Here is a 12392-nt window from a genome sequence, read left to right on the forward strand (position 1 = left end):
GTCCGATGCTTCAAGCATCGGACCCGCCCTTGACGATGGTGCCGGTAGCCGGCTCACCAGGAGCGGCGCGTTGACTGCCTGCGACCGGCCGAGGCCGCGGAGGCCGCCGAGGCTGAGGCGGAGTGCCGGGCCGCTGAGGAGGCCGAGGACGCCGAGGCCATCTGCTGGCTGGGCCGGATCGACGGCGGCGGAGGCGGCGGCGGGGCGTCCGGCGGATCAGGACTGCGGTGGCGCCCACTCGCCGACGCCGACACCGGCGTGAGATGGCGGGTCTGCTCGATGGAGGACTCCTCGGACAGCGGCGTCACGAGAGTCAGCCGCGGCTTGGACATCCGCCGGCGTCGAGCCAGGGTCTGCCGGCGCGAGGGCGCCTGCTGACGCATCGACGTCGACGGGGCGGTGGGGGAGCCGGTCTCGGAGGCCGGGGCCTGCGTGCGCGCCGCGGCGCGTGAGTCCTCAGCGCCGGCTGCGGGCTCGGGGGTCGAGGAATCCGCCTGGACCCGGCGCCGGCCCGTCGTCGTGGGAAGGGAGGAGGCGTCCTGCCAGCCGGCCGGCGACGCCGGGCGGTCTGCCGACGGCGAGGTGATGCGCCGCCGAGTGGGCACGCTCGGCGCGGAGCTCGACGTCGGCGCAGAAACACGCCGACGGCCGGTGGTCGGCGTGGCGGAGAGGGAGTCGGTGGGGGAGGACATCGGGGCAGGTGACTGAGTCGATGCCGGCGCCGGAGGGTACTGGTAGGAGGACCCCGCCAAGGGAGCGGAGGAGGCCGGGGAGGCTGAGGACCCGGAGACGGTCTGCCCGGTGGGCAGGGCGGTGCTGCGGCGGGTGGGGCCGTCCGGTGCGCCCGGGAAACGGTGGCTCCCGGAGGCCGGGGCGGCCGTGTAGGGCTGCACCGCGATCGACGGGGAGGCCGGCACCGTCAGGTCGGCGGGGGTGGGCTGCGGCGGGGGCAGTGGCGCGTGCCGGTAGGGGGCGGTGGCCTCAGAGGCCGACTGGGATGAGGCGGTCCCGGCCGACAGGGTCCCGGCCGGGGTGGCCGGCGCGGGCCGGTCGGCCTGCTGACGCTGCATGGCGGAGGTGATTCCGGAGGTGAAGCTGTGCGCGGGGGTTGGGGCGGGGCCCTGGGCGGGGGGCTGTGTCGAGGACCGATCGGAGACCGAGGCCGCCGAGGCCGCAGACAGTGGCGCCGCACTCATGGAGACGGGGGAGTGCGTTGACGACGTGGCGGGCACCGGGAAGGCCTGGAGCGACGTCGGCACCGGGGAGTGGACCGGCTCCTGTGCGGAAGACACCGGCTCCTGGGCGTAGGGCACTGGCTGGGCCGCCGGGTACGCGGAGTCGGAGAACGCGGGCATTGCGGTCGTCTGCTGCGGCGACTGCGGGGTCGGGAAGGCCGGGACCGGTGCGGATGAAGCCGTCGGTTGAGACGTCGGTGCCGGGGGTGCCGGGGTCGACGTCGGGGCTGGCAGCATGGGCGCGGAGACGGGAGACGGCATCGAGGTGGGGGCCTCCTGCGGGGCCATGGCGCCGGGAGCCTGGATGCCAGAGGCCTCGGGGAAGGCCGGGACCTGGGATGGGGCCGGGAGCTGCTGATACTGGTAGGGCGGCTGCGCCTGCATCTGAGGCTGCGCGGGCGGCTGCTGGCTCGGTCGCAGCAGGTCCGAGGTCTTCTGCCTCAGGGTGTTCAGTGCGGCCGCCATACGCCCGGGACGGTTCTCGGCGCCACTGTCGCCGCCAAGGCCGCTGTCACGACGGTGACGGAACATCGCATAGGACACGGAGGCCAGAAGACCCAGCAGCAGCCCGGAGATCGCCGCGGCTCGGGCGCCGGGACGCTCCATGGTGGTGTTGGCCGTGGTGGCGGGCGAGGTGGTGCTCGTCGTCATGCCCAGGGCCTGCTTGCCCAGCAGCTCACCGGAGGAGAGCTCCTTGTTGAGCGAGTCGGCCGTCGCCTGGGCCATGTCGACAGCCTCCTGCTTGCTGCCGGCCTTGGCGGTGATGGACAGGACCAGGGTCTCGGGCGGGTTGGTGACCGTCAGCGCCTGCGCCAGATCGGTGGTCTCCATGTTCAGGTTGGCCGCCGCCGGATCGAGGACCTTCGGGCTCGTGGAGAGCTCCACGAGGGTCGGCATGAGGTCCTTGGCCTGGGTGGAGAAGGACGGGGTCTCCCTGGACTTGGGCTGGATGCCCAGGGTCGTGGTGGCCACTGCGACCGGCTTCGTTGCCAGGGCCACTCCCAGCCCGGTCAGGATGCACACGAGCAGGATGACGAGGCAGGCGACAAGGTTCCTGCGGATGGCGTGAAGGATCTGCGACGGCTGCACGCTGCTCCTCATCTGGTCTGGGGATGATCTGGATCTGATCGGTTCCGGCGGCCCGCTGGACACCGTGGGCCGTATGGCCCGGCGGATGCTGAAAGGTTACGGCCCAACCCTAACTGTAAGATCACGCTGAGGTCTCGGTGACTGTAGTAGCCTTCGCTGCGCCCCCGGCCACGCCTGGAATCCTCAGACGCGGGGGAGCGGGTGATGTGGTGAGTCTTTCACCGGAACCGTGTGACGGGCGAGGACCCTGAGGACCCCCGCCCCAGCAGTGAAGAAGGCGTCGGGGTCGGCCCTGCCGGGGCGACGTCGTCGGACTTCTTCCGGTTGCACCTGACCTTGGTCAGGGCCTCGGAGGCTCTCCCAGCATCTTCCCGGGTACTTCTTACGGCGGTCCTGTGGCGGCTCGCCGCCGTGCAGCTCCGTCCGCCGACAAACCACCTATCGACCACTGATTCGGCCGCCGTGACATCACCGCGGCCATGACAGGACAAGGGAGGAACGATGTCCTTCGCCAGGACCCTGTTCATCGTCCTCCCCATGGTGGCCTCCGCCCTGGCGGTCCTCATCTTCGTGGCCGACCGCATCCACCGCCGCCCCATCGTCGGGGCCGGCCTGGTCGTGGGCGCCATCGGTTTCGTGCCGGTGTGGGTGATGATCCCCTTCGAGCCCAATGTGCCTCCGGCCACCCTGGCCTGCTTCCTGGTGATCCTCGCCCTCCTGCCCGGTTTCTCGTGGCGGCTGACCAGCGGTGACTTCATGGTCGCCACCGCCTGGTGCCTGGTGGGCCTGTCCGTCGCCGCGGGCTCGCCGCTCAACTACGTCCTGTCCGACGTCGTCTTCGGTGCCCTGCCCGCCTACCTCGCCGGACGGCTGCTCGTGGAGCGGCTCGGGCTGCGGCGCATGGCGGAGGTCCTGGCGGTCGTGTGGATCGCGGTGGCCGTGCTGGCGCTGTTCGAGGCCGTCACCACCATCAACCCCTTCAGCTACATCACTATCGACAACAACCTCTACGAGGAGTGGGCCCCGCCCCTGGCCCGGGGCAGCTTCACCCGCGTTGAGGGGGCCTTCGGCCACCCCATCGCCCTGGGAGTGTGCCTGGCGGCCGGGATCCCGCTCATCCTGGCCACGCGGTGGAGGCCCGGCTACCGGATCGCGGCCGGCGCCCTCGTCCTGGGAGCGACCATCCCGACCTTCTCCCGCTCGGCGATCGCCTGCGCCATCATCGCCGTCATCCTCAGCCTCATGCAGGTGCACATCAATATCCCCGCCCTGTGGCGGATGAGCTTCCTCATGGTGCTGGTCGGTGTGGGCAGCGTGCTGCTGCCCTACGTCCTGGGCGTCTTCGACTCGGCCGGCCGCGAGCAGGAGGACTCGGCCGGCTATCGCGGCGACATCCTCGTCCTGGTGCGTCAGCTCAAGCCACTGGGACTGTCCCCGGTCTACCAGAAGGCAGGGGACTCGGTGTCCTGGGGCGGCTACAGCTCCATCGACAACGACCTGCTCCTGAGCGCGCTGCGCTTCGGCTGGCTCCCCGTAGTGCTCCTCATGGTGGGTCTGCTGGTCTACGGCTTCAGGGCCGTCGTCCAGCGTTCCAACCCCGCGCAGATCGCCCTGCTCAGCCTCATCCCGGCCTACGGGACGGTCGCCTTCATCACTCAGATCGGCACCGTCGTGTGGCTCATCGCCGGCATGGCCGCCTCAGCGCAGGTCTCCGTCCTGCTGGAGAGCCGCAACCACACCGTGGGCGGGGGCGTGGGCGTCGTCGCCGGGCACGACAACCCCTGGAACCGGATCCGCAGCCGGGACTGGGGTCGGGGCAACTGATTCGGGCAGCAGCGCTGGTCCAGCCGATTGATGCAGGAGAGCCAATGTTATATTTGTTCCGAACAGTAATAAAAGGTGTGACGTGAGGGAATGGTTCGTGTCGAATTTTTCGCTTTAAAATAGTTGTGAATATGCAAATTGTCGGCATTGAGACGCAGTAGTAAACAGAAAGGGATCATTAGTATGTCTGTCAGTTGGACCGTCGGTGAATTTTTGGCGGAAAGGGAGCTAGCTTTCCATGCAAAAAGTGCTAAGAAATTTTACGATGAACTCAGTGTCCTTCTTGATGGTCTTCCAACGTATCAGCACGAAAATATGGGAATGGCGAAAGGTATCTCTGAGGTAGAATCATGTTTTTTTCGAGGGCAGGCTTGTGCTGATTGGGGTTTACATTCCTCTCTTTATCGGCTACTGGAGGGGGGAGGTAAATTCTTTGAAGGACAACGGATGGTTGACCGGAATGAAAGAGTGATTGCCGCCACGGAAAAAAGTATTTTGGATCTGGCTCGTCAAAATGGTATTGGACGCCGTTTGACTGCTCTTGAAACGCTGACTGTTTTACAGCATCATCAGGTCCCAACTAGACTCATTGATGTGTCGACGGACTGGAAGGTTGCGTTGTATTTTGCTTGCGAAGAGTTGGATTCAAAGGATGGTCGCCTTTTCCTCATTTCGACATCGCCCCATAGGTGGGTGCGCGATTTCCCCAAGGCGGTTGACCCCGGACGTAATCTTGTTTGGTGGGATAGTAAGAATAAGTTAAAGCGGTGGAAAACTTCTGTGTGGCCAGTGCTTTTGCCTTTTTCGGATGTGAGGATGATTTCTCAGAAGGGATTCTTTCTTGTTGGGGGGCTTACTTCGAGTCAAGGGGAGCATCATTATTACAGAAAAGTCCAGTACCCTGGAGCCCCCAATGAAAGTGTTCACAACAATGACATGCGTCGAATTTCTTCGATAGCTGTAGAATTTCCTAACTATGGGAGTAAAGCTGACCACAGGAAGCGCCTCAATGATTTTATTGATATACGCTTAGGGAGGAGCGTAAAGCCTAGAAAATCGAAATGGACGGCCGCCGCTTTGACGATTAGAGTGCCACATCAATTTAAGAGCCAGATTCGCCAGCTCTTGCATGATGATGAAATTTTTAAGGATTCGGTATATCCGCCAATAACAGAGGTGCGTCGTTTGCTGAGGTATGCAGCATCTAATTAGTTGTGTAACCGTTGGGAGTGTGGGCGTCGTCGCCGGGCACGACAACCCCTGGAACCGGATCCGCAGCCGGGACTGGTCCCGCCGGGCCTTCGCCGGCCGGCCGGTCCGGCCCACCAGTGGTGCCGGGACGGGGAGTCACTAGACTCGCGGCCGTGCTTCTGACTGCGCTCCTGCCTCCGCTGCTCGCCGACGCCGACATCGCCCGCACCGTTCGCGCCGCCTCCTCCCGCTCGCGCACCGACCGCAGCCTCGTCGTCGCACCGGGCGCCCGGCCCGCTGTCCTGGCCGCCATGGCCCTGGGAGAGGAGGGCGTCCAGCGGGTCGCCGGCGGCGGCGCGCCGGCGGCCGGCTCCGCCGAGGCCTCCGGCACGCCGCTGCTGGTCGTCACCGCCACCGGCCGCGAGGCCGAGGAGACCGCCCTGGCGCTGCGCAGCTACCTGCCGGCCGACGACGTCGCCGTCATGCCCGCCTGGGAGACCCTGCCCCACGAGCGCCTCTCGCCGCGCGCCGACACCGTCGCCCAGCGCCTGTCCGTCCTGCGCCGCCTGGCCCACCCCGAGGAGGGCGGGGCGATCCGCGTCCTCATCGTCCCCGTGCGCGCCCTGCTGGCCCCCGTCATCGCCGGGCTCGGCGAGCTCGAGCCCGTCCAGCTGGCCCCCGGTCTGACCGTCGGCCTGGAGGAGACCGCCCGCCGCCTGGAGGCCGCCGCCTACACGCGCGTCGACATGGTCGAGTCCCGCGGCGAGTACGCCGTGCGCGGAGGCATCCTCGACGTCTTCCCACCCTCCGAGCCCAGGCCGGTGCGCGTGGACTTCTTCGGCGACGAGATCGATGAGGTCTCCTCCTTCGCCGTCGCCGACCAGCGCACCATCGAGACGCTGGGCGCCGTCACCGCCACCGCCTGCCGCGAGCTGGTCCTCACCGACACGGTGCGCGAGCGCGCCGCCGCCCTGGTCGACGCCGTCCCCGGCGCCGCCGACATGCTGGAGAAGATCAGCCAGGGCATCGCCGTGGAGGGCATGGAGTCCCTCGCCCCGGTCCTGGTCGACGCGATGGTCCCGCTGCTGGACCTCGTCGGCGACCGGCTCACGGTGCTCCTGGAGCCCGAACGGGTGCGCAAGCGCGCCGAGGACCTGACCGCCACCACCACCGAGTTCCTCGCCGCCGCCTGGACCTCGGCGGCCTCCGGCGGCACGGTCCCCGTCGACCTGTCCGCCGCCGCCTTCGCCCACCTGGCCGAGGCCCGGGCCCTAGCCCTGTCCTCCAACCGCGGCTGGTGGTCCTTCACCGCCCTGGCCGCCGGCCCCGACACCACCCGCCTGGACCTCAGCGACCCCCACACCTACCGCGGCGAGCTCGAGCGGGCCGTGGCCGACCTGGGCCGGCTGGCCCGCCAGGGCTGGACCGTCGTCGTGGCCACCGACGGCCCCGGACCCGGCCGACGCATGGCCCAGCTCCTGGGCGACGGCGACGTCCCCGCCCGCATCGTCGACCAGCTCTCCGAGGTCGGCGAGCTCGGCCGCGACGGCGACTGGGCCCCCGCCCCGGCCGCTGTTGCTGATGACGCCGACGGCTCAACTGGTGCCGATGGCGCCCCGACGGCGGGCCCCGGCGACGGCGTCGTGCGCGTCACCCAGGCCAGCGCCGGCCACGGCTTCCTCGCCGAGGGCCTGCGCCTGGCACTCATCGCCGAGTCCGACCTCACCGGGCGGGCCGGCGCCGGCCCCCGCGAGCGCCGCAGCCTGCCGGCCCGTCGCGCCCGCCGCTCCGTGGACCCCCTGTCCCTGCACGCCGGGGACCTCGTGGTCCACGCCCAGCACGGGGTGGGGCGCTTCATCGAGCTGAGCCGGCGCACCGTGGGCGGAGCCCGCTCCTCGGCCACCCGCGAGTACCTCGTCATCGAGTACGCCCCCTCCAAGCGCGGCCAGCCCGGCGACCGCCTTCTGGTGCCCACCGACGCCCTGGACCAGGTCACCAAGTACGTCGGCGGCGACAGCCCCGCCCTGAGCAAGATGGGCGGCGCCGACTGGGCCAAGACCAAGTCCAAGGCCCGCAAGGCCGTGCGCGAGATCGCCGGCGAGCTCGTGCGCCTCTACGCCGCCCGCGCCGCCACCACCGGTCACGCCTTCAGCCCCGACACCCCCTGGCAGACCGAGCTGGAGGAGGCCTTCCCCTACACCGAGACCCCCGACCAGCTCTCCACCATCGACGAGGTCAAGGCCGACATGGAGAAGGCCCAGCCGATGGACCGGCTCGTGTGCGGCGACGTCGGCTACGGCAAGACCGAGATCGCCGTGCGCGCCGCCTTCAAGGCCGTCCAGGACGGAAAGCAGGTCGCGGTCCTGGTGCCCACCACGCTCCTGGTGAGTCAGCACGCCGAGACCTTCACCGAGCGCTACGCAGGCTTCCCGGTGACCGTGGCGGCTCTGTCCCGCTTCCAGGACGCCGCCGAGTCCGCCAAGGTGCTCGAAGGGCTGGAGAAGGGGAGCGTCGACGTCGTCGTCGGCACCCACCGTCTCATCACCGGCCAGGTGAAGTTCAAGGACCTGGGCCTGGTCATCATCGACGAGGAGCAGCGCTTCGGGGTGGAGCACAAGGAGACTCTCAAGGCGCTGCGCACCAACGTGGACGTCCTGTCCATGTCCGCCACCCCGATCCCGCGGACCCTGGAGATGGCGGTCACCGGCCTGCGCGAGATGTCCACCCTGGCGACCCCGCCCGAGGACCGCCACCCGATCCTGACCTACGTGGGCGCCTACGAGACCAAGCAGGTCTCCGCCGCGATCCGCCGCGAGCTGCTGCGTGAAGGGCAGGTGTTCTTCGTCCACAACCGGGTCGAGGACATTGACGCCACCGCTGCGCGCCTGGCCGAGCTGGTGCCCGAGGCGCGCGTGGCCACCGCCCACGGGCAGATGAACGAGCACCAGCTCGAGGCCGTCATCGACTCCTTCTGGCGTAAGGAGACCGACGTGCTCGTGTGCACCACGATCGTGGAGACCGGGCTGGACGTGTCTAACGCCAACACCCTCATCGTGGACCGCGCCGACCGCATGGGCCTGTCCCAGCTCCACCAGCTGCGCGGGCGCGTGGGGCGCGGCCGGGAGCGGGCCTACGCCTACTTCCTCTACCCCTCCGACAAGCCGCTGACCGAGACGGCCCTGGAGCGCCTGCGCACCATCGCCACCAACACCGACCTGGGGGCCGGGATGCAGGTGGCCATGAAGGACCTGGAGATCCGTGGCTCGGGCAACCTGCTCGGCGGCGAGCAGTCCGGGCACATCGCCGGGGTCGGCTTCGATTTGTACGTGCGCATGGTCTCCGAGGCCGTGGCCGCCTACAAGAAGGCCCTGGCCCGCTCCGGGAAGGCCGGCGCCGACATGATCGGCTTCGAGGAGGGCGATGAGGAGGACGTCGAGCTGCGCATCGAGCTGCCCGTTGACGCCACCGTCCCCGAGGACTACATCCCCCACGAGCGCCTGCGCCTGGAGGCCTACACGAAGTTCGCGGCGGCGCGCTCGGGGGAGCAGGTCGACGACGTCCTGGAGGAGCTGGTCGACCGCTACGGGCCTGTGCCGGAGGCGACCGCCCGTCTGGCGGCGCTGGCGCGGCTGCGGGCCCTGGCCGCCCAGCTGGGGGTGCGTGAGATCGTCGCCCAGGGCAAGTCGGTGCGCTTCGCCCCGGTGGATCTGCCCGAGTCGGCGCGTATGAAGGTCACGCGCCTCTACCCGGGCACCGTGCTGAAGCCGGCCACGCGCACCATCGTGGTGCCCGCCCCGGGCACCAACCGCATGGGCGGGGCGGGCCTGTCCGGTGAGGAGGTCGTGCGGTGGGCCGAGGTGCTCCTGCGCGCCGTCGTCCAGGGCGACGCCTCCTACGAGACCGAGGCCACCACCTACCGCAAACGCCGCTGAGGCACGCACTGATGAGGGATGGTGCCTGAGCGCCTCAACCGGTGAGCCGGCCGTCCTGCATGGTCAGGACCCGGTCACAGACCTCAGCCACCCGCGGATCGTGCGTGGCGATGATGAGGCTGCCGTCGTCACGAGTGCTCCGGGAGATGAGCAGTGACGTGACCTCCAGGGCGGTGACGGAGTCCAGCGACGCCGTGGGCTCGTCGGCCAGGATGCAGCGCGGCCGGTTGACCAAGGCCCGCGCCACGGCCACACGCTGACGCTCCCCACCCGAGAGCCGCGGGGGCGCGCTCGCCTCGGCCCAGGCGATCCCGACGTCGGCCAGGGCCTGTCTAGCCCGCTCATGCCTGTCCCTGCGCCTGGTGCGGGGCCTGCTGTACTCCAGGGGAAGGGCGACATTCGCCAGCACGCTCAGGTGGTCGATGACCGCCCCGCTCTGAGGGATGAGGCCCAGTAAGCGGTTACGGGTCCGGGCCCGCCTGTCCGGGTCGGAGGGGGCGGGGACGCCGTTGACGAGGACACTCCCCGAGGTCGGTGGGATCGTCAGCCCCAGCACGCCCAGCAGCGTCGACTTGCCGCACCCGGAGGGCCCCACGACCGCCACCGACTCGGACCGGCCGATGGCGAGTGACACCGAGTCGAGTGCGTGGACCGGCTGACCGCCACGGTGGTAGTCGACGCTGACCTCGATCAGCTCCAAGGCCTGCGTCATCGGAGTCTCCCGGATCGCGCGAACTCGATTCGCACACGGCGGACCGTCGTCATGAGAAAGACCAGGTAGATGATGAGGAGGATGCCCCCGGCTGCTGCTGCGGCGCTCGTCAACAGCGTGCTGGCTGCCAAGGCCAGGAGCGCCAGGGCCGGAAGCACCAGCATGGTGGCAGCCAGGAAGGCTGCCAGGCGCGTGGTGAGCTGAGCCGACGTCGCGCCATAGAGATGACGCAGCAGCAGGTCGGCTCGCTCGCGGCGCAGCACCGACCGGATGGAGGCGCTGTAGGCGATGGAGACCAGGGCGGTCAGCCCCAGCAGGCCGACGCCGTGCATGGCAGCCCACACCAGGAGGTTGCGGAAGCGCTCGGGCTGATCGGCGGCCAACCGGTGCGGAACCAGGGCGAGTCGGTCCTGTCTGGCAGCCGTGATGAACTGCTCGGTGTCGTCGTCGGTGGCACGGAGCAGAACCGTGCGCCACACAGCCTCCTCCTGCTCGGTGCCATCCAGGTGATCCAGGCTCGAGGGCGGCAGCGCGATCAGCACCGACCTGCCCAGGTCGATCCCCACCGCAGCGGGGTCGAAGAGCGTGGCCGACGACGGCGTTCGGCCTGCTACCGGCACGCTGCGACCTCCGAGGTGCAGCGGTCCGTCCACGGGATGGGGGACCTGGTCCCCGACCATGGCGCAGGGCGCCGGCGAGCAGAGCCTGGCTCCGGTCACGGCGTTCTGAGCGGCCTGCCCGACGACGACCACCACTGGATTGCCTCCGGCGAAGGAAGGGTCGTTGACTTCCACGTTGCCTATGACCATCGTGTAGGCCGAGCCCGAGGTGATGCGGTCACCCAGGTCCTCCATCAGGCCGGTGCTCGGATCGTTGTCCATATCCCCAAGGTAGTAGGGCGTGAAGGTGGTGGCATCGAGCTCGCGCAGGCGCTGGGCCGCCACGACCACTGACGTCTGGGTCATCACCTCGGCCAGTGTCATGGTGAGGATCGCGCTGACCAGCGTGAACATGAGAGCGATACCCGCAGTGCTCCAACGGTGGCGCCATGCGGCGCCCAGAGCGCCCGCGATCTCGGTGTGGATCATGCCCCGGCACCCCTGAGCCCGAGACGCAACCAGATGGCGAAGGTGAGCAGGCGTGCCATCCACAGCACGGCACCGCCCACCACCGCCCCCACGACCAGGACCCCCAGCTCCGGCGGCGAGAGCGGAGCCTGGGCGACCAACGCCGCCGCAGCTCCTGCACCAAGCGCTCCGGCTGCGGTCCCCGCGATGACCTCAAGCAGCTCCCGGCTACAGCGCTCGCGGACCAGTGCCGCCTCGGTGGCGCCGACCATGCGACGCAGCCGGATCTCTTCGCGTTGCTCAGGCAGCGACAGCGCCAGGGACATGACGATGCAGACGATCCCCAGGGCGGCGAACAGTGCGGCCGTGGCCACTGTTGTGTCGCGCACCAGCGACACCAGCGCCGGTTGGCGCTGGGTGTTCTCGACTGTCAGCCCGGACTCCTCCAACACAGAGCTGACACGTGCGATCAAGGCCGGGTCCGTTGTTCCCAGGAGCAGCTCCCCGGTGCCCAACGGTGCGCTACCAAGCGGCTCCACGAACTGCAGGCTGCTGGTCGAGGGCGTGACTCCCGGGACGCTCACGGTACCGAGGACGGTGCGTCCGGCAGGTGCCAGCGGGGCCTGCCCGCGTGTCCTCCATACAGTGCTCGAATAGGTCCCGCGGATCGCAAAGAGACCAGAGCGCGAATCGGTATTCAGTGGGCCGGTCCAGTCGATGCGCTGCTTGGGATCGAGGACTACGAGGATGGGGTCGCCATCGCCCTGAGAGGCCTTGACCATACTGACGCCCTCCTGAGTAAGAAGTGCGCGCAGCTGCCGGGCGGCCGTGAGCTGCTGCTCCTCGGTTGCGGAGCGGGCGGAGCTGGACAGCGTGAGAGTCGTCGTCGGCCCGGGCATGCCGTAGGTAGCGGTTGACCGAGTCTGCCCCCACCACAGCACCGCCAGAGCCAGGAAGGTGACCAGCATCCCGTAAACGACTGACAGTGCCCCGCCTGCCGACCTGCCGGCATGAGGGAGGAATCTGACCCTTGTGCTCGCCAGTCGGGGAGCGGACAGGCTGCGATCCTCGCAGCCGGCGACTCTGGTGGCTGGGCTGATGAGCGAGTACCTCCCTGATGGTTGACCCGAGTGCTGACGGACAGGTGGCAGGCGTGTGACCACAGTGCGGCCGCTCAGCCGTGACGGCTCCCATGCCTCACCTATATCTACGGTGCCGTGTCGATCTCGGTCGCGCAACCGCTGGCCACTGCACGAGGGTCGGGGGCTACTGGGGGAGGGATGGGTGTACTCCACGTAGGTGGGGCTATCGTGCAGTACGCACAACCCCCGGCCAGTAGATC

7 protein-coding genes are annotated in these 12392 nt (G+C 68.8%); 3 read left to right on the top strand and 4 right to left on the bottom strand.

What is annotated here, in order from left to right; all coding sequences use genetic code 11:
- Positions 1 to 53 precede the first annotated feature (53 nt).
- Positions 54 to 2324 carry a YveK family protein gene (locus tag HMPREF2883_RS08475; protein WP_070661027.1) on the bottom strand — a complete coding sequence of 757 codons (2271 nt, stop codon included), beginning with the start codon at positions 2322 to 2324 and terminating at the stop codon, positions 54 to 56.
- 501 nt (positions 2325 to 2825) lie between these two features.
- On the opposite strand from HMPREF2883_RS08475, the gene HMPREF2883_RS08480 reads away from it, so the two are divergent.
- From HMPREF2883_RS08480 to mfd, 3 genes are all read left to right on the top strand, one after another.
- Positions 2826 to 4148, top strand: a complete 1323-nt coding sequence (locus HMPREF2883_RS08480) for a hypothetical protein (protein ID WP_070661028.1) — start codon at positions 2826 to 2828, stop codon at positions 4146 to 4148.
- A gap of 183 nt (positions 4149 to 4331) precedes the next feature.
- Complete coding sequence (locus HMPREF2883_RS14205; protein WP_082187397.1) at positions 4332 to 5360, top strand: FRG domain-containing protein; 1029 nt, start codon at positions 4332 to 4334, stop codon at positions 5358 to 5360.
- 152 nt (positions 5361 to 5512) lie between these two features.
- A complete protein-coding gene (gene mfd, locus HMPREF2883_RS08485) occupies positions 5513 to 9271 on the top strand; it encodes a transcription-repair coupling factor (RefSeq protein ID WP_070661029.1) in 3759 nt (1252 codons plus the stop codon).
- A 34-nt stretch (positions 9272 to 9305) separates the two neighbouring features.
- Here mfd and HMPREF2883_RS08490 read toward each other — a convergent pair whose 3' ends face one another.
- From HMPREF2883_RS08490 to HMPREF2883_RS15120, 3 genes are read right to left on the bottom strand one after another with little or no spacing between them, the layout of a single operon-like run.
- Positions 9306 to 9983, bottom strand: a complete 678-nt coding sequence (locus HMPREF2883_RS08490; RefSeq protein ID WP_070661030.1) for an ABC transporter ATP-binding protein — start codon at positions 9981 to 9983, stop codon at positions 9306 to 9308.
- Complete coding sequence (locus HMPREF2883_RS08495; RefSeq protein ID WP_070661031.1) at positions 9980 to 11071, bottom strand: hypothetical protein; 1092 nt, start codon at positions 11069 to 11071, stop codon at positions 9980 to 9982. The genes HMPREF2883_RS08490 and HMPREF2883_RS08495 overlap by 4 nt, the downstream gene beginning before the upstream one ends.
- Positions 11068 to 12018 carry a hypothetical protein gene (locus tag HMPREF2883_RS15120; protein WP_070661034.1) on the bottom strand — a complete coding sequence of 317 codons (951 nt, stop codon included), beginning with the start codon at positions 12016 to 12018 and terminating at the stop codon, positions 11068 to 11070. The genes HMPREF2883_RS08495 and HMPREF2883_RS15120 overlap by 4 nt, the downstream gene beginning before the upstream one ends.
- Positions 12019 to 12392 lie beyond the last annotated feature (374 nt).

The sequence above is a fragment of the Actinomyces sp. HMSC075C01 genome, assembly GCF_001812965.1.
In the GTDB taxonomy this organism is placed as follows: domain Bacteria; phylum Actinomycetota; class Actinomycetes; order Actinomycetales; family Actinomycetaceae; genus Actinomyces; species Actinomyces acetigenes.